A 21,341-nucleotide genomic window follows, 5' to 3' on the forward strand; every position below is an offset into this window, starting at 1 on the left:
GCATTTTACCCCGGGCGGGGCCCAGGGCCGAGGAATCGGGCGGAACGGGAAACGGAGAAGCCGGCAACCGGAATCGCGCTTCGGGCGGCGCGACGGCGGCGACGATGCGGGCGCGATTCGCGTCGCGCGCGCCGGCCCCCGACACCGGCGTCATCGTGCGCCGGGCGGAACGCCTGGAACCGGCGCGGGAAGGGCCGCCCGCTACCGGTTCGTCAGCCGTTCGCTTTAGCCCCCCGCATCGTCACCGTCCATGCCGAGCAGTTTCTCGACGGGCTCGTTCATCGAATCGGTCGACGCTATCGTCGACCCGGACGGCATCCGAAAAAGCAGCAGTTGCACGCGCTTTTCGCGCGGCAGGCTGCCCGCGGTCGCCTGTCGCAAGCGCGTCAGCAATCGAGCACGAGCGGCTCCGTGGCCCCTTGTACGGGCCGCGCGACGCACGGCAGCGCGCAGCCGGGTGCGACCGGCGCATCGGGCGTCTGCGCGTAGTCGACCGCGCCCGACAGCACGCGCGTCGCGCACGTGCCGCACGAACCGGCGCGGCATTCGGACGGCACGGCCACGCGCTGCCCTTCCGCGAATTCGAGCAGCGTGCCGTCGGCGGGTGTCCATGCGGCTTCGCGCCCCGTGCGCCGGAACACGACGGGCACGCTTGCCGCCGCAGGCGCGGCGGCCGCGCGAGTCGCACTGCGCGAGACGCTCGATGGCCCGAACGCCTCGAAACGGATGCGCTCGTCCGGCACGTTCAGCGCGCGCAGCCCGTCGTACAGGTCGCGCATGAACGCCGACGGCCCGCACAGGTAGAAGTCGTAGTCGTCGAACCACAGGATCCGCTTCAGTTGTCCGACGTCGATGCGGCCTGCCCTCGCGGCCGCCCCTTCGTGAGGATGACTGTCGAACCAGTGAAGCGACACGCGCGCATCGGCAGCCGCGATGCGCGCCACTTCCGTAGCAAACGGCCGGTCCGCCGCTTCGCGTGCGCCATGCACGAACACGACGCGGCGCGACGGCGCGTCGTCGGCCAGTGCCCGGCGCAGCATCGCGACCATCGGCGTGATGCCGATGCCGGCCGACACGAGCACGGCCGGGCGCGGGCTCGCGAGATCGAACGCGAAGCGGCCGCGCGGCATCTGCGCGTCGAGCGTGATGCCCACCCGCGCATGATCGTGCAGCCATGCCGATACGCGCCCCTCGCGCTTCACGGTGATCCGGTAATGCGTGCCGCCCGGCGCATCGGACAGCGTGTAGCTGCGCATCGACGGCGCGCCGCTGCCCGGCAATGCGATGCGCAGCGTCAGGTGTTGACCGGCTTCGTACGCAGGCAATGCGCCGCCATCAGCCGGCTCGAAATGGAACGACCGGATCGCGCGCGCCTCGTCGACGATCTTCGCGATGCGCAGCGGCCGCCATGCGGGCGCCGATGCCGGCGCGACCGCGGCCTGCACGGGCCCGGCCGTTGCCGCGGCGCCGCCCGACGACGACGCCATCGCCGCGAACTGCGGCGCACGCTCGACCGCCGACCACCGGAACGGCAGCACCGCCCGCATGCGCCGCACTTCCCGCACATGGAAGCGCACGACGCGTTGCGCGCCGTCGAACGACGCGACGACCGGCCCGTCCCACACGATCTCCGCGCGCGCGGCGACATACAGCACATCGCCGCCGTCGAAATCGACGAACAGCAGCCCCGCGCGCGGATCGTGCTGCAGGTTGCCGAGCGTGTTGAAGAACCGGTTGCCGCTGAAATCGGGCGTCGTCAGCGTGCGTGCATCGTCGACGCGCACGAAGCCCGGCATCCCGCCGCGATGCGACACGTCCGCGCCGCGCGCCGCGCCCGCGTCGGGCGACGTGTTCGCACTCGCGACGAAGAACGTGTCGGCCTGCGTGAGCAGCGCGCGGTCCGCGTCGCTCAGCGCGTCCGACACGTCGGGCGCGACGGATGCGTCGACGTCCCGCGCAATGAAGGTCGGCTTGCGGCCCTGGATGTACTTCGCGCAATTACCGAAGCTCTGCTCGACCGCGATCGTCAGCGCCTCGCCGTCCACCGCACGCACGACGCCGTTCACGCGATTGCGCCGCCGCGTATCGAATTCGATCCCGAGCCCGCCGAGCGGCGCGCCGGCCTGCCACGCGCCGGCCAGCGGGTCGCCCGGCAGCGCGCGCGCCGCGATGCGCAGCGTGCGGGCGTCCGGCGACGTGACGAAGCCCGGCGCGCCGACCCGCAGTGTCGCCCATGGCTGGCCCTGCGCATCGACGCCGCCGAGCACGAAGAACGGCAGTTGCGCGAAAAAAGTCCGGTGCTGGTCCGGCATGAAACGCCGGATGCCGCGCCGGCCGGCCACGCCCGCCGCGTCCGTCACGCCTGCGCGCTGCTGCACGGCGAGCTCGCCCGCGTGAAACGGCGTGGTCTCGAGTTCCCAGCCCGGTACGACGGCGCCCGGCTCATTCATTACGTTCTCCTGAACAGGTGCGGTGACCGCGCGTCAAGCGGCGAGCAGGCCCGCGCGCGTCGTCGGCATCGCGACGAAGCCCGGTAACGCCTCGATACGCGCCAGCCACGCGCGCACGTGCGGATACGGTTCGAGCGACACGCCGCCTTCCGGTGCGTGCGCGATGTACGTGTACGCGGCGATGTCCGCGATCGTCGGCTGCGCGCCGGCCGCGAACGGCTTGCCGGCCAGCTCGCGATCGATCGCGTCGAGCACCTTCGCGGCCGTGCGCTTGGCCGCTTCCGGGTCGAGCTGCGCGCCGAACACGGTCACGAGCCGCGCGGCGGCCGGCCCCGACGCGATCGGGCCGGCCGCGTACGACAGCCAGCGCTGCACGACGGCCGCGCCGACCGGATCGTCGGGCAGCCAGTGCGCGTCGCCGTAGCGCTTCGCGAGGTACACGAGGATCGCGTTCGAATCGGCGATCACGGTGCCGCCGTCGTCGATCACCGGCACCTGCCCGAGCGGATTGAGCGCGAGAAATGCCGGTTCGCGCTGCGCGCCGGCCGCGAGATCGACGTCGATGGTCGTGGACGGCAGCCCGAGCAGCGACAGGAACAACCGGACACGGTGCGCGTGCCCGGACAACAGGAACGAATAAACGCGGATCGGCGAAGCAGGCTTGCTGGCGGCAGACATGGAAACACTCCGGCATCTCGCGCCGCCGGGGATCGGCGACGAACGGCCCCAGCGTAGCGCTCGCGGTTCGCCGCCAGAAGACGGATAATCACTGAAACATTATCCGCTTCCATAGGACAATCGACGATGGCCGATCTGCGCGACGTGAACCTGAACCGGCTGGCGATCTTCGTCGCGGTGGTCGAGGCCGGCTCGCTGACGGCCGCGGCCGAGCGGCTCGGCCTCGCGAAGACGGTCGTCAGCACGCACATGCAGCGCCTCGAATCCGAGGTCGGCGCGAACCTGCTGGTGCGCACGACGCGGCGGCTGAGCGTGACCGATGCCGGGCGCGTGTTCTACGACGCGTGCCGCGACATCGTGCGCGCCGCCGAAGCCGCGCTCGACGCGGTGTCGTCCGACGCCGGGCCGCTGCGCGGCACGCTGCGCGTGAGCGTGCCGATCGACTATGGCGCGCTGGTCGTCGCGCCGGCCGTCGTCGCGCTGCGCGACCGGCATCCGGCGCTCGCCGTCGAACTCGTCGCGAACGACCGCGTCGTCGATCTCGTCGCGGACAACCTCGACGTCGCGATCCGCATCGGCCGCCTCGCCGATTCGAACCATCGCGCGGTGCAGCTCGGCACCTACGAGAAATGGCTGGTCGCGAGCCCGGCGTTCGTTGCGCGCCACGGGTTGCCGCGCGATCCGGATGCGCTCGCCGCGCTGCCGTTCGTGATGTTGTCGTCGCTGCCGCGCCCGCATACGCTCGACCTCGACGATGCGCGCGGCGGCCACGCGTCGGTGCGCTGCGTCGCGCCGGTGGTGTCGAACACCGCGACCGCGTGCCGCGCGATTGTGCTCGCGGGCGGCGGTTTCGGGCTGCTGACGGATTTCTCGACCGCGGACGACGTCGCGGCCGGCCGGCTCGTGCGGCTGCTGCCGGGTTGGCGCACGGCGCCGGCCGGGATTCATGCGGTGTATCCGTCCACGCGGCTGCCGTCGCCGAAGGTGCGGGCGTTCATCGATGCGATGAAGGCGCGGCTCGGGCAGACGCCGGTCGCGCCCACGACGAGGCGCTCACGTTCGAACTAGCGGGAAAGTGAAGAAACGCGAAGGTCGGCGCTCAATACGCCTGCATGAGCCGTCTCATCAGCAACGACTTCAGATCCCTGCGCGTATCGCACACGATATGCACATGGACCGTGTCGCCGCGCACGTCGTAGATGATGCGATTCATTCCCGCGACGACTTCGCGATACTGACTGAGGTCGATATGCGCCAGCTCATCGGGAATCCTGCCTTGAGCCGGAAAAGCACGAATCGACGCGATGGCGTCCTTGATCCGGCGATAGCCGACTTGCCAGGTTTCCGGGCCGAAGTTCGACAGGAGATAACGCTTCAACGCCTTCGAATCTTTTTCAGCCGAGCGAAGAGCGACAACGCGTAACGTCATTGATCGTCGTCCTTGTCGAGGTCGGCGAAGACATCCTCGACAGGGCGAAAGTGACGCTGGTCGATCTCGCGATTGCCCAGCGCAAGCAACTTCAGCAGCGCGAGCGTCTCTTCGTGCTCCTCATACGACTTGACGTCCATGACAACGAGCTTCGCCTCGCCGTTCTGGGTGATGAGCATCGGCTCCCGGCTCTCCGAGATGTCCTTGACGATCTCGGCCGCGTGGCTCTCGAGATAGCTGATCGGCTTGACTTGAGTCGAGAATTTCATGGAACGCGTCCTTTGCCAGGCCCCGGATGGGACCGATTAAAATCTAAATTCAGTCTCTCTCGAGGTGGCGATAGCCGACCGTTGCCGACGCGCTACCCGCCCGCTTCCCCCAACGTCCCCAACAGCACCTTCCTGCAACTCGCGATCATCTGCGCCTCCGGATCGCGATAGCCGGTGAGCAGCCATGCGGCGCCGACGTTCGTCATCGCGCCCACCAGCGCGAGCCCGATCAGCCGCTGCTCGGTGCGCTCCGCCGGCGTCACGGCTTCGCGCGGCACGCCGATCGCCATGATCAGCTTGCCGAAGTCGAGCAGCATGCGCTGATACGTCATGTCGGTATCCGCACTCACGCCCATCACTTCGAGCAGCAGCACGCGCGCCGCGCACGGGTCGCGCAGAAACGCGAAGAACGCGGCTAGCCCCGCGTCGACGCGCGCGCGCAGATCGCCGCCGCGCGCGGCGACCGCCTGCGCGACCGCGTCGTGCAGTTGCTGCGCGTGATGCAGATAGGTGCAGCGCAACAGATCCTCGGTGCTGTCGAATGCCGCATAGAAATAGCGATCGTTCAGCTTCGCTTCCTGGCAGATCGACCGCACGGTCGCCTTGCGAAACCCCACCGTGCCGAATACGCGCGTCGCCGCGCGGATCAACGCGTCGCGCCGCTCGGCGGCCCGTACCTCGGGCGCCACGCCGCCATACGACCGGCCTCTTTTTTCCGTTTCGAGTGCTTTCTCCATTCCGCTATTTGACATCAGGACACCCGAAAACTAAAGTGGTGACGAACAACACCACAATAGACGCGCCGCCGATGCAGCGCAAGCGGAACGGGAGGAACGACGGATGAAGGGATTTTCCGGCAAGGTCGCCGCGATCACGGGCGCCGGTTCGGGCATGGGCCGCAGCCTCGCGATCGAGCTCGCGCGGCGCGGCTGCGAGGTCGCGCTCGCCGACGTCGGCGAAGCCGGGCTCGCCGGCACGGCGGCCGCGTGCGCGTGGCACGGCGTGCGCGTGAGCACGCGCCGGGTCGACGTCGCCGACCGCGACGCGGTGTTCGCGTGGGCCGATTTCGTTCGCGCCGAGCACGGCAAGGTCAATCTGATCTTCAACAACGCGGGCGTATCGCTGGCCGCCAGCGCCGAGACCGCCCGCCTCGCCGATCTCGAATGGATCGTCGGCATCAATTTCTGGGGTGTCGTGCACGGCACGCAGGCGTTCCTGCCGCATCTGCGCGCATCGGGCGACGGGCACGTCGTCAACACCTCGAGCCTGTTCGGGCTCGTCGCGATGCCGACGCAAAGCGCGTACAACGCGACCAAGTTCGCGGTGCGCGGCTTCACCGAGGCGCTGCGGATGGAACTCGAACTCGACGGCGCGCCGGTGAGCGCGACCTGCGTGCATCCGGGCGGCGTCGCGACGAGCATCGTCGACGCGGGCCGCGTCGACGCCAGCATCCACGCACTGACGGGGCAGGACGAAGCGACCCATCGCCGCCAGGCCAACCGCCTGATCAACGCGACGACGGCCGACGAGGCCGCGCGACAGATCCTCGCGGGCGTCGAGCGCAATGCGCGCCGCGTGCTGGTCGGCGCCGACGCGCGCCGGCTCGACAGGATCGCGCGGCTGCTCGGCGCCGGTTATCAGTGGCTGATGCTGCGCCACGTGCGTCGCGCCCGCGCACGCAATCTCCGCCCGAAGGTAGCCTCCGCGGGAGAACGCGCCTACGCGCCCGCCGCCGCGCGCCCCACCCCACCGACGAAGGACCACGCATGAGCTCGACGACGACCGACCGGCGCGCCGCGCCGCCCGCCCCCGACGCCCGCCGCGACCGAAGTGACGGCAACGACCTCGACGTGCTGATCGTCGGCGCCGGCCTGTCCGGCATCGGCGCGGCCTATCACCTGAAGCAACGCTGCCCGCATGCGAGCGTGGCGATCGTCGAGGCGCGCGACGCGATCGGTGGCACTTGGGACCTGTTCCGCTATCCGGGCGTTCGTTCGGATTCCGACATGTTCACGCTCGGCTACAGCTTCCGTCCGTGGCACAGCGACAAGGCGATCTCCGACGGGCAGACGATCCTCGACTACATCCGCGACACCGCGCACGCGTATGGCATCGACGAGACGATTCGCTACGGCCAGAAGGTCGTCGCGGCCGACTGGGATTCGAACCGCGCGCGCTGGACGGTACGCGTCGAACGCACGCGCGACGGCGCGCTCGACACGCTCGTCTACACGTGCCGCTTCCTGTACATGTGCAGCGGCTACTACGACTACGACGCCGGCTACCTGCCCGACTGGGCAGGCATGGACACGTTCGAGGGCCAGCTCGTGCATCCGCAGCACTGGCCGAAGGATCTGTCGTACGCGAACCGGCGCGTGGTCGTGATCGGCAGCGGCGCGACGGCCGTCACGCTCGTGCCGTCGATGGCGGCCGATGCGCGGCACGTGACGATGCTGCAGCGCTCGCCGACCTACATCGTGTCGCTGCCCGCGCGCGACAAGATCGCGAACGCGCTGCGCCGCGTGCTGCCGTCGCGGCTCGCGCACCGGCTCGTGCGCGTGAAGAACGTCCTGCTGACGATATACCTGTACAACGTGTCGCGCCGCAAGCCCGACCGGACGAAGCGGTTCATCATCCGCGCGGCGAGCAAGCAGCTCGGCCCCGACTTCGACGTCGCGAAGCACCTCACGCCGCGCTACATGCCGTGGGACCAGCGCGTGTGTCTCGTGCCGAACGGCGACCTGTTCAAGGCGATTCGCGCGGGCCGTGCATCGATCGTCACCGACGAGATCGAGCGCTTCACGCCGACCGGCCTCCAGCTGAAGAGCGGCCAGCAGCTCGACGCGGACGTGATCGTCACCGCGACCGGGCTGAAGATAAAGATGCTCGGCGGCGCGCGGGTCACGGTCGACGGCCGCGCGGTCGATTTGTCGGAGACGGTGTCGTACAAGGGGATGATGTACAGCGACGTGCCGAACCTCGCGTCGTCGTTCGGCTACACGAATGCGTCGTGGACGCTGAAGGCCGAGCTGATCGCGCGCTACGTGTGCCGGCTGCTCAACCACATGCGCGCGAACGGGTACGATACGTGCGTGCCGCGGCTCGGCGCAGGCGATCTCGGCGACGTGCCGGCCGTCAACCTGAGTTCGGGTTACATCCAGCGCGCGGCCGGCATCCTGCCGAAGCAGGGACACCGCAAGCCGTGGAAATTCCACCAGAACTACGTGCTCGATCTCGCGTCGCTGAAGTTCAGCCCGCTCGCCGATTCCGCGATGCATTTCGAACGCCGCGCAAACACTGGCCAGGCAGCCGCCGCGCCGGCCGCCGAACCCGCACTCGACACCCGCTGAGGCCGACATGACTCCTACGCTCCATCTGATCCAGAACGTGCTGCTCGGCGTCGTCGCGATGCTCGCCGCGCTCGCGCTGTTTACCGGTTACGTGGCCCGTCGCGTGACGCGCGCGTTTCCGCCCGAAGGCCGTTTCGTCGACATCGGCGGCGACCGCATCCACTACGTCGAATACGGCAACGGCCCGCCGATCGTGTTCGTCCACGGGCTGGCGGGGCAATGGCGCAATTTCGCGTACCTGCCGCTCACGCGGCTCGCGCAGCGGCATCGCGTGATCCTGATCGACCGGCCGGGCGCCGGCCGCTCGCTGCGCGGCGCGGCGTCGCAAGCGAACGTGTTCGCGCAGGCCCGCACGGTCGCCGCGTTCATCGACGCGCTGAAGCTCGACAAGCCGGTGCTGGTCGGCCACTCGCTCGGCGGCGCGATCGCGCTCGCGGTGGGCCTCAACCACGCGGACCGCGTGAGCCGACTCGCGCTGATCGCGCCGCTGTCGCACGAGCAGACCGAGCCGCCTGCGCCGTTCAAGCCGCTGATGCTGCCGTCGCCGCTCGTGCGCCGTTTCGTGTCGTGGACCTTCGCGATCCCGCTGACGATCCTGACGGGCCGCAATGCCGTGCGTCAGGTGTTCGCGCCGGAGGACGTGCCGCGCGACTTCCCAGTCAAGGGCGGCGGCCTGCTCGGGATGCGCCCGCACGTGTTCTACGCGACGGCGACGGACCTGCTGTCGGCGCCCGTCGACCTGCCCGCGATGGAGCGTCGCTATGCGGAACTCGCGCTGCCGGTCGACGTGCTGTACGGCCACGCCGATCCGATCCTGAACTGGCGCGCGCACGGCGAAGCGCTCGCGCGGAAATCGGCGCGCGTGCGGCTGAAGGTCGTGGAGGGCGGGCACATGCTGCCGGTCACGCTTCCCGAAGCGACGGCCGACTGGCTGCTCGAAGTCGCCGCCGCGCCGGTCGATGCCACCGCGCAGCCGGTACGCATCGCGTAGATCGCGGCAACGAAGCGGGGCCGGGTTACGTGCCCGGCAGCCGGCGCCGCGATCGAATCAGGCTTCGTCGTCGGGTATCGACAACCCGAGATCCGAGAGCACCTCGCGCGCGCTGCGGAACGCCTCGACCGCGGCCGGCGCGCCGGCGTACAGCGCGCTGTGCAGCAATACCTCGCGGATCTCGACGAGGCTCGCGCCGTTGTTGAGCGCACCGCGAATATGGCCCTTCAGCTCCGTGCCGCGGCCGAGCGCCGCCAGCATCGCGCACGTGCACAGGCTGCGCGTCTTCAGGTCGATCCCGCCCCGCTGCCACGTGCTGCCCCATGCATGTTCGTTCAGCCAGTCCTGCAGCGGACGCGAAAATCCGTCGAGGTCGCGCATCGCGCGCTCGACGAACGCCTCGCCCATCACGTCGATCCGCCGCGCCTTGCCGTATTCCCTGTCCTGTTCGCTCATGTCGGTGTCCTGGTTGGATCGGGCCGCTTCGGCATCGCCGGCAGCCGGGAGATGTCCTGCCATGTTCGTGCGCGCGGCGGGGTTTCGTCAAAGACGCGGCGCTCGGTTCGCGGCCCGTCCGCGGCACGCACGGTCGAACGCTACGTAACATCGGGCCGCGCGTTACGGCGCCTGGCGGGAACATCGTCGCCGCGACGTTCGCGCACCGCGTGCGCCTCGTCGCGCGAAACCGCCATTCCTCCGTTTAAATCGCATCGATATTCCCGATTCCCGCAACAAATCGCGACACCGTTTCGCGAAACCTGTCATGGCGCGGAATTTGCAGTGAAGACCTCGACACACTTCCAATGTCGAGGCCAACATGCACACTCTTTTCAAGAAGACGACGGTAACGATGGCCGTCTCGTCACTGCTCGCGCTGTACGGCTGCGGCTCGGTCGACGGACCGACGACCCCGCCGACGATCAAGCCGAGCACGTCCGGGACGAGCGGCACGTCGGGGACTTCCGGTACGTCGGGCGGCGGTTCGTCGGGGACGTCGGGTGGCGGTAGCTCGGGGTCGTCGGGGACTTCTGGTACGTCAGGCACGTCCGGTACCTCCGGCACTTCCGGTACCTCGGGTACGTCCGGTACCTCGGGTACGTCCGGTACCTCGGGTACGTCCGGCACCTCGGGCACGTCCGGTACATCGGGCACTTCCGGCACCTCGGGTACGTCCGGTACCTCGGGCACCTCCGGTACGTCAGGCACTTCTGGCACCTCGGGCACTTCCGGTACATCGGGCACCTCCGGTACCTCGGGCACCTCCGGTACGTCAGGCACTTCCGGTACGTCGGGCACTTCCGGTACGTCGGGCACTTCCGGTACGTCGGGCACTTCCGGTACGTCGGGCACTTCCGGTACCTCAGGCACCTCCGGTACCTCAGGCACCTCCGGCACGTCGGGCACTTCCGGTACCTCGGGCACCTCCGGTACGTCGGGCACCTCCGGTACGTCGGGCACTTCCGGTACGTCGGGCACCTCCGGTACCTCAGGCACTTCCGGTACGTCGGGCACTTCCGGTACGTCAGGCACCTCCGGTACGTCGGGCACTTCCGGCACGTCGGGCACTTCCGGTACCTCGGGCACGTCCGGCACTTCCGGTACCTCGGGCACCTCCGGTACCTCCGGTACCTCAGGCACGTCGGGCACTTCCGGCACCTCGGGCACCTCCGGCACCGGCGTCACCCCTCTCGGCAACGTCCTGCAGAAATCCGGCAACCTCGTGACGGCGCTCGGCACGACGGTCGTAAACGGCGGCGGTCAGATCGGCAGCGTGCAGATTCCCGGCACGAACCCGGCGACGGCCACCAGCATCGGCAACGCGGTCGGCAGCCTCGGCAACGGCGTGCAATCGCTCGGCAACGGCATCGCGGCCGGCCTCGGTTCGATCGGCGTGTCGGCGAACCCGCTCGGGCCGACGCTGACGTCGACCACCGGCCTGCTGACCGGCGCCGGCGGTGCGGTCAACAACCTCGGCAATGCGGTGACGAGCCTCGGCACCGGCCCGCTGTCGCCGCTCGCGCCGGCGACGACCCTGGTCGGCAGTCTCGTCAACACGGTCGGCACCGCGGTCAATTCGACCGCATCGGCACTGAACACGGCGCTGAACAGCTCGCCGGTCCAGCAGCTCGAAACGCAGCTCGGCAAGGTCATCAACCCGATCACGAATACGCTGACCGGCGGCGCCACGACGCCGGGCGTCACGCAGACGCTCGGCGGCGTCACGCTGCTCGGCGCGCCGCTCAACGGCCTGTTGAGCACGCTCGGCAACGGCATCGCGCTCGCGGGCACGAAGGTCGGCGGCGCGACCGACAACCCGGTCGGCACGAGCCTCGGCGGCGTCCTGGGGCAACTCGGCAATACGGTGACGTCGACGGGCGGCCTCGTCAACGCCAACAACGCGGGCAGTTCCAGCAGCGGCACGGGCGGCAGCAATCCGCTCGCCCCGATCACGGGCCTGCTCGGCACGTTGACGGGCGGCCTCGGCGGCGGCAGCTCGAGCGGTTCGGGCGGCACCAGCGGAACGAGCGGCACCGGCGGCGGCCCGCTCGCGCCGATCACCGGCCTGCTCGGAACGGTGACGGGCGCACTCGGCGGCATCGGTTCGAGCGGCACCAGCGGCACGGGCGGAACGAGCGGGACCGGCGGCACCAGCGGCACCGGTGGCGCAGGCCTCGGCGGCCTGCTGGCGCCGGTCACCAACCTCGTCAACGCGCTGACGCCGCTCGGCGCGAGCCTCACCGGCACCGTCACGACGCCGGGCGGCAACCTGTCCGGCACGCTCGGCGGGGTGCTGACGAGCGGCCCGGTCGGCACGCTCACGGGCGCGCTGGGAACGCCGGCCGGCTCGGCCGGCGCCACCGGCACGGTCAGCCCCGGCGGCGCAGCCGGCACCGTGACGACGCCGGGCGGCAGCGGCTCCGTGGTGACCGGCCTCACGGGCAGCACGAGCGGCGGCGCCGCGGGCGGCACCGGCAACCTGCTGTCGCCGGTGACCAACCTGCTCGGCGGTCTGCTGGGCGGCGGCACCAAGAAGTAAGCGGCAACGCATCACGTATCAGAACGACAGGCCAATGGCCGGGCGCGCATCCATAAACAGCCCGGCCGACGGCCGGCGTCACCCGCCCAGCGGGGGCGCCGGCCCTCACACCCACGAGGATCCGATCATGAACTCCACGCTCGACGGCGTCGTCGCTGCCCCGGACCACCCACCCCGCTCCGCCACGCCGTTACGCGCCGGCCTGCTCGGCATCACGGCCGGACTCTTCGCGCTGTGGGTGACGCGCGACCACCCGGCCCTCGACGCGGCCACCCGCGCGGTCATCGCGAGCCTCGCGATCATCGGCACGATCGCGCTGCACGAACTCTTCGTCTCGCGCGTCTACCTGCGTCCGAGCGCGGGGCTGTCGCGGCAGGCCGTCCGGCCGCTCGGCATCGCGCGCGTGGCGACGCGGCTCGGCGCGCTGGCGTCGGTCTACGCGGGCATCGGCGCGATCTACTGGCTGCTGCCCGAATACCACGGCGCGTTCTACCTGCCGTTCTGGTCGCTGCTGCGCTCGCTCGCGCCGTACGTGATCGTCGCCGCGCCGTTCTACTTCGCGTGGATGGACCGCCACCAGCGCGAGACCGACGACGCGTATCTGCTGTGGGGCCGCTTCCTGTTCCGCCGCGAGCAGCCCGCGAGCTGGAAGCCGGTGCGCGAGATGCTGGCCGGCTGGGGCGTAAAGGCGTTCTTCCTGCCGCTGATGACCGTCTACCTGTCGAAGGACGCCGATCACCTGAGCGCGTCGCTCGCGAACGCGATGCATGCGCCGATGACGATCGCGACCTTCGTGTTCATGTACGACCTGTCGTTCACGATGGATCTGATGTTCGGCACCGTCGGCTATCTGTGCACGTTCCGCATCCTCGACAGCCACGTGCGCACCGTCGAGCCGACGACGCTCGGCTGGGTGGCCGCGCTGATCTGCTATCAGCCGTTCTGGTCGCTGATCTCGAACAACTACATCCGCTACGAAGGCTCGATGTTCTGGGACAACTGGCTGCTGTCGGCGCCGACGCTGCGCGTGATCTGGGGCGCGACGATCATCCTGCTGCTGCTGACCTACGCGCTGTGCACGATCTCGTTCGGGCTGCGGTTCTCGAACCTCACCAACCGCGGGATCATCACGTCGGGCCCGTACCGCTTCACGAAGCATCCGGCGTACATCACGAAGAACCTGTCGTACTGGATGGTGTCGGTGCCGTTCGTCGAGCCGCTCGGCTGGCAGGTCGGGCTCATGCACTGCGCGGGGCTCGTCGCGGTCAACCTGATCTACTACGTGCGGGCGAAGACGGAAGAGCGTCATCTGATGCGCGATCCCGACTATCGCGCGTATGCCGAATGGATCGCGCAGCACGGGCTGTTCGCGCGGATCAGGCAGGCATTCGGCGCGCGGCAGGCGGTGTGACGGCGCGACCGGGGGCGGCCTCCGTGCCGCTCCCGTCCCTCGCATGGGCGTCGGCTTACCTGTCGCAGGCTTCGCACCCGCAACGACACTTTTTCGCGCATGCCCTCCAGCGCTCGACGATGCGCTTTCGCGTATAACTCCCGAACGTGTCGGCGCGCCCCATGCGGCCAATTGTCGCGAAACGCCGCGATTCTCCGCTTTTCGTCGCCTTTCTCCGTCAGTCCGATTGCCCGGCTCCGACGCGTCGCGTATGGTGCTGGCCGTCCGCGTACGATCCGTCGCCGGACACCCGACCGTCGTTCCGCACGACGGCCGTGCGGGCCGTGCCCGCCGCTCACCGTCTCCGCGACGCCGCCTGCCGGCGCCGCGCGTTCATGAGGAAAGAGGCGTGATCCACAAAGTCCTGATCCTGTTCGCACTCTGCATCGCGGGCCTCGCCGCGATCGCCGCCGGTTTCCAGCACATCCCCAGCTGATTCGCGGCCCCGGCTCGCTTCGCCGAGCCCGGGGGCCGCACCCGCTTCCGTTCCCTTTTGCGATGAACCTCTTTCCCGAACCGCCCGGGACGGGCGGCTTTTGCCATGCGTATCGACGTACAGCATTCCCAGCACGACATCGACGACGAACTCGACACCCTTCATGAACGTCTGCACCAGCCGAGCCATCGCCTGCACGGACTGCCGGCCGTCGCGCTCGGCCACTCGGGCCTGATCGTCCGCCACCGCGAAGCGGACGGCGAATACTTCCTGTATGTCGAGGATCCGGCCGCGCGCCAGCTCGCCGGCTATACGGTGTTCAACCGCCTGCCCGAACTGCCGCGCCGCGCCGACCGCTACCTGCGCGCGCCGCATACGCGGCTGCGCGGCTCGGCGCAACGCAAGGGCCTCGCGACGACGCTGTATCGCTGGGGGCTCGACGCGGGCCTGTGCCTGATCAGCGGCGCGCGCCAGTCGGTCGGCGCCGCGCAGTTGTGGACGGCGCTCGCGCAAGATTACCGGCATGGCTTCGTCGATGTAGAAGGCCGCGCGCTGCGCTATCTCGGCGAAACCGTTGCCGACGACGTGCACGGTGCGCTGCATACGCGGCGGCTGTTGCTCGGGCGCGGGTGGGGCATCGGCGAATTCGCGCAGGCGGCCGGGATGGCCGGCGTGGCATCCGGCACGATGCGATGGCCGGTATCGTCGGACCCACGCGGCCATGCAGGCGCCTGATCGGGACGATGGTCGTCACGATTTGCCAGGGACACGCGCCGCACGTACCGGAAGACGATCGATCCGACGACCGTGCAGCCGTCGCGGCCAGCCATCGCGCATGGTCGCGCGAGTGCGTTACTGACTTGCGCGCTGAAGCGCCTGGCGACCGCGTTCGAGAATCTGCCAATCCTGCTCGGCCGCCGATCGTTCGCCGGGGAACCTGCGCGCGTATTGCAAAAGCAGGTCGGCCCAGCGCGCATCCCGCTCGATCGCATCGAGATTTCGCTGCTGCTCCGGCATTCTCGATTGCAACAGGACAGCAAAAGCAAGTTGGCTGCCGACAAATTCAGCCGTCGTGGCCATTCCCCAGTTTCTTTTCGGCCCGCAAAATGCGAACGACGCGGCAAGACGCTCGGATTTGACGAACGCATCCTGGTTTGCCTGTTGCTGAATCATCCGGGTCGCTTCTGCGATCTCCATTTTCAAATGCGCCGGATCGCAGACCGGTTGGTTCGCGGAAGCCGCGATCCTGTCGAGCGCAGTCTGCACGTTTCGATCGTCGGATGGGCGCGCGACATCGTCACGCGTGGACGAACGACCGGCACAAGCGCTGGCCAGCACGGTGGCGGCAACGAGAATCAGAGCATTCCAGCGCTTCATGAGCGAATCATTCCGCAAAAAAAGATTTCCGGGCCGACGAAAAGCAGACCGTGATTGTAGTGCCTGCGATCGGATCGGCCGGCGATCGCGCGCACGGTGCGATAATGCGTCCGCCCCCACGTATCGCATTCCCGGACCCTCGCCGATGGCCATCGCTCCCCGCCGCCGCATCGACATCGTCGCGCTGTGCGGCAGCCTGCGCGCGCAGTCGTACAACGCGGCGCTGCTCGACGCAGCCGCGCGCGTCGCCCCGCCCGGCATGCGCATCGCGCGCTTCGATCGTCTCGGCGAATTCCCGCTGTTCAATCCCGACGCCGAATACCCGACGCCCGCCGCGGTGCGCGATCTGATCGACCGCCTGAACGCGGCCGACGGCGTGCTGATCGCCAGCCCGGAATACGCGCACGGCGTCACCGGCGTGATGAAGAACGCGCTGGACTGGGTCGTGGGATGCGAGGCCGTCGTGTACAAGCCCGTGGCCGTGTTGAACGCGTCGCCGCGCGCGACGCATGCGGACGCGGCGCTGCGCGAAACGCTGTCGGTGATGTCGGCGCGCATCGTCGAGCCCGCGTCGATCGCGCTGCCGATCCTCGGGAGCCGGCTCGATGCGGCGGGCATCGCCGCGCATCCGTCGTTCGCGTCGGCGCTCGTCGACGCATTGCACGCGCTGCGCGCGGCGATCGACGACACGAGCGCCGGCCAGTAGGCGATCCACGCGCCGAACGCGTGCGGCGTAGCGTTATCGCGCCTTCGCGCGCGTCGTCTTTCTCGCCGGTTTGGCCGCTTTCGCGCGCGGCGCTTCCTTCTCGGGCTGCGCGCCGCCGCCGACGAGATCCTCGAGCCATGCGAGCGCATCGACGTACGACAGGAACTGCTGCAGGTAGTCCGGCGACAGCTCGCGCATCGTCGCGAGCGAGCGGTGCACGAGGCTGTTCGAATTGAGCGGCCCCGCGTTGCGCGGCACCTGGTCGAGCGACTGCCGGTATTGCTGTTCCGTGCGGACTTTCGACCACGTTGCGCGGAAGTAGTCGATGAGTTCGGGATCGAGCCCGCGCCGGTCGGCCTGCGCATCGCGCGCGAGCCCTTCGACGAGCGCGGCAAGCGCGCCGCGCGCGGGCGCCTCCGCAGCGGCTTTCCCCGTCTCGCGCGGGGTGTCGGCGTCATTGCCGCGCCCGACGAGCGCCGCGAACCCTTCGAGCAGCGTCGCCAGCCGCGCATCGACCAGCGCGCGTGCGGCGCCGTCGAGCACGGCCGCGCGCCGTTCGAGCGCGTCGATCCGGTGAAAGCGCACGGGATCGAGCCGATCGGCGCCCTGCTCGCGCCATGCGTCGAGCGTCGCGCGGACGTGCATCGCATCGCCCGTCACTTTGCCTTTCCTCCGTTCGACGCCGACTTGCGCGGCACCGGCGCGATTTCCACGCGGCGGTTCTTCGCGCGGCCTTCGTCGTCCGCATTCGAGCTGACCGGCTGTTCGGAACCGAACGCGGCCGCGAACACCGACGAGGCCGGCACGCCGGCATCGATCAGCGCGCGCGTGACCGTCAACGCGCGCTTGGCCGACAGTTCCCAGTTGTCCGCGAACAGGCGGTTGCCGGCGTGCACCTGCTGGTCGTCGGCGAAGCCGCTGACCATCAGGATCTCGTCGCGCGTCTTCAGGTACGTGGCCAGCGGGCTGGCCAACGTCTTCAGCAGGTCGCGGCCCGCGGGCTGCAACTGGTCGGAGTTCAGCGCGAACAGCACGTTGCCGCTGATGCCGATGCGTCCGTTCACGAGCGTCACGCGGCCGGCCGCGAGCGGCCCGGCGAGGGCCTGTTCGAGCGACTTGCGCTGCTGCGCCTCGAGCTGGCGTGCACGCACCGCTTCCTCGAGCTTCGCCGTGAGCTGAAGCTGCATGCCGATCACGCCGACGAGGATCAGCACGAACGCGCCGAGCAGCACCGACATCAGGTCGGCGAACGCGGGCCACACCGGCGCCGATTGCGCGCCGCCGTCGATTTCGTCGTGCATGCGTTACGCTCCGACGGGCGCCCGCCGGCCGGCGAGCTGCTGCAGGTCTTCGACGATCTGCTTCTGCGACATCACGCTCAGGTCGATCACCTCGCGCGCCTGCGCGACGTAGTACTCGAGCTGTTCGTCGCTGCGTGCGAGCGATTTCTCGAGCGCGGCTTCGATACGCTGCAGATGGGTCAGCAACTTGTCGTTCGATTCGCCGAACACCTGCACGGCCATCCCGAACGCGTCGCCGAGGCTCGCCACTTCGACGGCGCCTGCCGTGACCTGCGCGGCTACCGAATCGAGCTTGCGCGTCTCGGCGTCGACGGTGTCGTTGAAGCGCGCGCCGACGCGATCGAGCAGGTCGGCCGACGTGCTGACGAGCGCGTCGATCGCGGCGCGCTGTTCGGTCGACGCGTGGTTGACCGCGCCGAGCAGCGTCTCCAGCGTCGCGAGCAGGCGGCTGCGCTCCTCGAGCGTCGCGGTGTCGCGCACCATGCTGTCGGACAGGCGCTGGCGCAGCTCGGCGACGACGTCGGCCGCAGCCTTCGGCGCCTCCGACGCGGCCTGCACGAGGCGCGAGATTTCGTTGATCGTGTCGCTCGCGTGAACCTGCGCCTGCGCGGTGATGTCGTTCGCGGTGCGGGCCAGCGTGTCGCAAATGTCCTGCTGGCGCGCCGCGGCCTGCGCACTCGTCTGCGCCCATTCGTCGCGCAGCGCGGCCGCCATCGCCGCGAGCGAATCGCTCCAGGCAGCCAGGCGCTCTTCATCGCGCGCAGCCAGTTGCGATTGCAGGCCGGTGTGCGATTCGCGGATCGTCGACAGCAGATCGTTCGAGCGTTGTTCGAACGTCGACGCCTGTGCTGTCAAGTCACGCGTCGTTTGCGCGAGTGCGTCGCAGATTTCCTGCTGACGGCCGGCGCTGTGCACGCCTGCGCGCTGCCATTCTTCGCCGAGCTTCGCGGCCATCGCGGCGAGCGAATCGTTCCAGGCCGACAGGCGTTCTTCGTCGCGCGCAGCCAGTTGCGATTGCAGGCCAGCGTGCGATTCGCGAATCGTCGACAGCAGATCGTTCGAGCGTTGTTCGAACGTCGACGCCTGTGCGGCCAGGTCGCGCGTCGTTTGCGCGAGTGCGTCGCAGATTTCCTGCTGACGGCCCGCACTGTGCGCGCCCGCACGCTGCCATTCGTCGCCGAGCTTCGCGGCCATCGCGGCGAGCGAATCGTTCCAGGCCGACAGACGCTCTTCATCGCGCGCAGCCAGTTGCGATTGCAGACCAGCGTGCGAGTCGCGAATCGTCGACAGCAGGTCGTTCGAGCGTTGCTCGAACGTCGACGCCTGTGCGGCGAGATCGCGTGTCGTTTGCGCGAGTGCGTCGCAAATTTCCTGCTGACGGCCCGCACTGTGCGCGCCCGCACGCTGCCATTCGTCGCCGAGCTTCGCGGCCATCGCCGCGAGCGAATCGTTCCAGGCCGACAGACGCTCTTCATCGCGCGCAGCCAGTTGCGATTGCAGACCAGCGTGCGAGTCGCGAATCGTCGACAGCAGGTCGTTCGAGCGTTGCTCGAACGTCGACGCCTGTGCGGCGAGATCGCGTGTCGTTTGCGCGAGTGCGTCGCAAATTTCCTGCTGACGGCCCGCACTGTGCGCGCCCGCACGCTGCCATTCGTCGCCGAGCTTCGCGGCCATCGCCGCGAGCGAATCGTTCCAGGCCGACAGACGTGCTTCGTCGCGCGCCGCCAGTTGCGTCTGCAAACCCGCGTGCGACTCGCGCATCGCGGCGAGCGTCGCGGCCGAATGGCGTTCGAACGTCGCGGCGGCTTCGCCCAGCGCGCGCGCATGCTGGCCGGCCAGCGTCTCGCCGGCCTGCTCCTGGCGCGACAGCGCCTCGCGCCATGCGTCCGACAGGCGGCCTTCGGTCGATTCGAGGCGCGTCGCGACGCCGTCGAGCAGATCCGACGAACGCTGCGCGAACGTGTCGGCGAACTGGCCGAGCGTCGTCTGCAACTGCTGCGCGACGGCATCGCTCGCGCGGCGCTGTTCGTCGAGCGCGCGGTTCCACACGGCCGTCACGTTGCCGGCGGTCTTCTCGAAGCCGTCCGTCAGCCCGTCGAGCTGCCGCTGCACCGCGCCCGTCACGGTGTCGCGCAGCGCGGCCATCTCCTGCGCGAGCCCCGTCATCGTCGCGGCGACGACCGGCTGCAGCGCCGCACCGGCCACGCGCGCGCTTTCGGCGGCGCTTTCCTTCAGCGCGTCGCCGACGTTCGACGCAAGGCCCGCGTACGCGCGCTCGGTCCGCTCGAAAAACGCCTGCTGACTTTCGAGCTGGCGATCGTGCAGCGCGACGCTGCGCGCCTCGAGCGTCGTCATCATCGTCTGCAGCCGGTCGACCAGCGCCGGCATCACGTCGGCCTGGCGCTGCAGCAGCCGGAACGATTCGTCGCGCTGATGCGCGGACGAATGCACGCGCAACGTCGTCGCGATCTTCGCATCGAGCTGCTGGGCCGCATCGATCCGCTCGCGGCGCACGAGCGCGGACAACAGCCCAAGCATCGCGGACGTGGCCACCCCGGCGATCGACGTGCCGAACGCGAACCCGAGCCCCTTCACCGGCGCGATCAGCGACGCGCGGATCGCGTCGAGATCGGTCGCGCTCTCGAGCGCGGCGCCCGTGCCCTTCAGCGTGACGACCATCCCGAGCAGCGTGCCGAGCATGCCGAGCAGCACCAACAGGCCGACGAGATAAGGCGTGAGCGCCGGGCCCGGCAGCGCGACGCGCGCGCCTTCGACCCGTGCGCGCACCGCGCCGCGCAGGCCCGGATGCAGCGTATCGAGCCACGTGTCGAGTTTCGCGGGCGGCTCGGTCAGGCCGGCGACCGCGTGCGACAGCGTGGCGGTCGCCTGCCGGTAGCGCAGCAGCTCCCATGCGCCGGCGACGTAGCACGCGCCGATCAGCAGCGTGACGGCCGACGCCAGCGGGTTCGACGCGACATAGCCGGCGCCGATCCAGCCCACTGCGAGCAGACCGGCGACGAAGACAACGAGATCAAGGCGAATTCTGGACATAGCGTGTTGATTAGCAGGTGCGAAGGGCCGCGAGCAGCCCGTCTACCGTTTGAAACCGGACTTCGAGTTCGGCAAGGAGGATGCTTTGCATCTCGTCGCGAAACGTATCGAGCCATGCGCCGGGCACGATCGCCGCGACGGTCGCGCTGTCGGCCGCCGTGCCTTCGGCGGCAGGCGCGGATGCGTCGGGCGCATCGCGACCGGCGGCCGTCGCGGCCGCGGATTCGGCCTCGGCCAGCGCCTGCCGCTCCGCGTCGCGCAACCGCGCGAAGCGCGTGCCGAGCAGCGCGGGCACGGCCGACAGCAGGCTGCGCTCGCGCGCGCCGAGCACGCGCTCCATGATCGTGTCGAGCGTCGCGAGCCGCGCCATCCCGGACGAGCGCGCGGCGAGCGCGACCCGCAGGCGGCCGCGCAATTGGCCGATCGCCGTTTCCATGTCCTGCTGCAGGGTCAGATAACGCTGGCGGAAGTCCGCGAAATCGGCCGTGTCGGCGGCCGGCGGCGGCGGGTCGCCCGGCCGCCGACGCGCGCGCGGCCGGTGGCTGGCCGCGATCGCCTGCGCGAGGTCGTGGCGCACGCGCGCGCAGTCGCGCTCGGCGTCGTAGCCGCGCACGCCGGCCGCAATGCCCGGCGGGCTCGCGTTCAGCGCGGACGACAGCGTGATCGCGTCGGTCCAGCCGAGCCACTGGCTCAGCCGGTCGGACAGCGTCTGCCGGGATTCCGCGACGTCGGCATCGGCCAGGCGCGCGAGCAGCCGGACGAGCGTCGGACCGCTCAACGCCGGGCGCGGAGATGCTTGCACCATGCTGCAAACCG

Annotated in this window: 20 protein-coding genes; 9 read left to right on the forward strand and 11 right to left on the reverse strand. The window is 69.6% G+C overall.

Annotated elements, in window-relative coordinates; all coding sequences use genetic code 11:
- Positions 1-386: 386 nt before the first annotated feature.
- Together WT53_RS23885 and WT53_RS23890 are read right to left on the reverse strand one after the other, a co-directional pair.
- Positions 387-2,450 carry a pyridoxamine 5'-phosphate oxidase family protein gene (locus WT53_RS23885; RefSeq protein ID WP_034205399.1) on the reverse strand — a complete coding sequence of 688 codons (2,064 nt, stop codon included), beginning with the start codon at positions 2,448-2,450 and terminating at the stop codon, positions 387-389.
- A 33-nt stretch (positions 2,451-2,483) separates the two neighbouring features.
- Positions 2,484-3,128, reverse strand: coding sequence for a glutathione S-transferase family protein (locus tag WT53_RS23890; RefSeq protein ID WP_034205400.1), 645 nt, complete (start codon positions 3,126-3,128; stop codon positions 2,484-2,486).
- 126 nt (positions 3,129-3,254) lie between these two features.
- Between WT53_RS23890 and WT53_RS23895 the strand changes: the two genes are divergently transcribed.
- Positions 3,255-4,196: a LysR family transcriptional regulator gene (locus tag WT53_RS23895; RefSeq protein WP_034205401.1), complete on the forward strand. Its 942-nt coding sequence runs from the start codon at positions 3,255-3,257 to the stop codon at positions 4,194-4,196.
- A 31-nt stretch (positions 4,197-4,227) separates the two neighbouring features.
- Here the strand turns inward: WT53_RS23895 and WT53_RS23900 are convergent, their stop codons facing one another.
- From WT53_RS23900 to WT53_RS23910, 3 genes are all read right to left on the reverse strand, one after another.
- Positions 4,228-4,557, reverse strand: a complete 330-nt coding sequence (locus WT53_RS23900) for a type II toxin-antitoxin system RelE/ParE family toxin (RefSeq protein ID WP_034205402.1) — start codon at positions 4,555-4,557, stop codon at positions 4,228-4,230.
- Positions 4,554-4,826, reverse strand: coding sequence for a type II toxin-antitoxin system Phd/YefM family antitoxin (locus WT53_RS23905; RefSeq protein ID WP_034205403.1), 273 nt, complete (start codon positions 4,824-4,826; stop codon positions 4,554-4,556). The genes WT53_RS23900 and WT53_RS23905 overlap by 4 nt, the downstream gene beginning before the upstream one ends.
- A gap of 92 nt (positions 4,827-4,918) precedes the next feature.
- A complete protein-coding gene (locus WT53_RS23910; protein ID WP_034205404.1) occupies positions 4,919-5,578 on the reverse strand; it encodes a TetR/AcrR family transcriptional regulator in 660 nt (219 codons plus the stop codon).
- 88 nt (positions 5,579-5,666) lie between these two features.
- Between WT53_RS23910 and WT53_RS23915 the strand changes: the two genes are divergently transcribed.
- From WT53_RS23915 to WT53_RS23925, 3 genes are read left to right on the forward strand one after another with little or no spacing between them, the layout of a single operon-like run.
- Positions 5,667-6,596 (forward strand): SDR family oxidoreductase, encoded by a 930-nt coding sequence (locus WT53_RS23915; RefSeq protein ID WP_034205405.1) that lies wholly within the window; start codon positions 5,667-5,669, stop codon positions 6,594-6,596.
- Positions 6,593-8,176: an NAD(P)/FAD-dependent oxidoreductase gene (locus WT53_RS23920; protein WP_034205406.1), complete on the forward strand. Its 1,584-nt coding sequence runs from the start codon at positions 6,593-6,595 to the stop codon at positions 8,174-8,176. Before WT53_RS23915 ends, WT53_RS23920 begins: the two co-directional genes overlap by 4 nt.
- A gap of 7 nt (positions 8,177-8,183) precedes the next feature.
- The gene (locus WT53_RS23925; RefSeq protein WP_060261820.1) at positions 8,184-9,167 is read left to right on the forward strand and encodes an alpha/beta fold hydrolase; all 984 of its coding nucleotides are present in this window, start codon (positions 8,184-8,186) and stop codon (positions 9,165-9,167) included.
- A 57-nt stretch (positions 9,168-9,224) separates the two neighbouring features.
- On the opposite strand, the gene WT53_RS23930 is transcribed toward WT53_RS23925, so the two are convergent.
- Positions 9,225-9,623 (reverse strand): carboxymuconolactone decarboxylase family protein, encoded by a 399-nt coding sequence (locus WT53_RS23930; RefSeq protein ID WP_027782376.1) that lies wholly within the window; start codon positions 9,621-9,623, stop codon positions 9,225-9,227.
- A gap of 361 nt (positions 9,624-9,984) precedes the next feature.
- Here WT53_RS23930 and WT53_RS34220 point away from each other — a divergent pair, with 361 nt between their 5' ends.
- The 4 genes from WT53_RS34220 (at position 9,985) to WT53_RS23945 (ending at position 14,825) form a co-directional block, all read left to right on the forward strand.
- Positions 9,985-12,204, forward strand: coding sequence for a collagen-like triple helix repeat-containing protein (locus tag WT53_RS34220; RefSeq protein ID WP_257127863.1), 2,220 nt, complete (start codon positions 9,985-9,987; stop codon positions 12,202-12,204).
- Positions 12,205-12,331: 127 nt separating this feature from the next.
- The gene (locus tag WT53_RS23940) at positions 12,332-13,615 is read left to right on the forward strand and encodes an isoprenylcysteine carboxylmethyltransferase family protein (RefSeq protein WP_034205409.1); all 1,284 of its coding nucleotides are present in this window, start codon (positions 12,332-12,334) and stop codon (positions 13,613-13,615) included.
- A 250-nt stretch (positions 13,616-13,865) separates the two neighbouring features.
- Positions 13,866-14,090: a hypothetical protein gene (locus WT53_RS33645; RefSeq protein WP_155294390.1), complete on the forward strand. Its 225-nt coding sequence runs from the start codon at positions 13,866-13,868 to the stop codon at positions 14,088-14,090.
- Positions 14,091-14,195: 105 nt separating this feature from the next.
- The gene (locus tag WT53_RS23945; protein ID WP_052100136.1) at positions 14,196-14,825 is read left to right on the forward strand and encodes a hypothetical protein; all 630 of its coding nucleotides are present in this window, start codon (positions 14,196-14,198) and stop codon (positions 14,823-14,825) included.
- A gap of 117 nt (positions 14,826-14,942) precedes the next feature.
- Here the strand turns inward: WT53_RS23945 and WT53_RS23950 are convergent, their stop codons facing one another.
- Positions 14,943-15,467, reverse strand: a complete 525-nt coding sequence (locus tag WT53_RS23950; protein WP_034205410.1) for a hypothetical protein — start codon at positions 15,465-15,467, stop codon at positions 14,943-14,945.
- 145 nt (positions 15,468-15,612) lie between these two features.
- On the opposite strand from WT53_RS23950, the gene WT53_RS23955 reads away from it, so the two are divergent.
- Complete coding sequence (locus tag WT53_RS23955; protein WP_034205411.1) at positions 15,613-16,173, forward strand: NADPH-dependent FMN reductase; 561 nt, start codon at positions 15,613-15,615, stop codon at positions 16,171-16,173.
- 33 nt (positions 16,174-16,206) lie between these two features.
- Here the strand turns inward: WT53_RS23955 and WT53_RS23960 are convergent, their stop codons facing one another.
- From WT53_RS23960 to WT53_RS23975, 4 genes are read right to left on the reverse strand one after another with little or no spacing between them, the layout of a single operon-like run.
- Positions 16,207-16,833: a DUF2894 domain-containing protein gene (locus tag WT53_RS23960; protein ID WP_034205412.1), complete on the reverse strand. Its 627-nt coding sequence runs from the start codon at positions 16,831-16,833 to the stop codon at positions 16,207-16,209.
- The gene (locus tag WT53_RS23965; RefSeq protein WP_034205413.1) at positions 16,830-17,474 is read right to left on the reverse strand and encodes an OmpA family protein; all 645 of its coding nucleotides are present in this window, start codon (positions 17,472-17,474) and stop codon (positions 16,830-16,832) included. The genes WT53_RS23960 and WT53_RS23965 overlap by 4 nt, the downstream gene beginning before the upstream one ends.
- Before the next feature lie 3 nt (positions 17,475-17,477).
- Positions 17,478-20,525 (reverse strand): DUF802 domain-containing protein, encoded by a 3,048-nt coding sequence (locus WT53_RS23970; protein ID WP_060261825.1) that lies wholly within the window; start codon positions 20,523-20,525, stop codon positions 17,478-17,480.
- Positions 20,526-20,535: 10 nt separating this feature from the next.
- Positions 20,536-21,330 carry a DUF3348 domain-containing protein gene (locus WT53_RS23975; protein WP_034205415.1) on the reverse strand — a complete coding sequence of 265 codons (795 nt, stop codon included), beginning with the start codon at positions 21,328-21,330 and terminating at the stop codon, positions 20,536-20,538.
- Positions 21,331-21,341: the final 11 nt, after the last annotated feature.

It is taken from the genome of Burkholderia sp. MSMB2157WGS (assembly GCF_001532755.1).
In the GTDB taxonomy this organism is placed as follows: Bacteria; Pseudomonadota; Gammaproteobacteria; order Burkholderiales; family Burkholderiaceae; genus Burkholderia.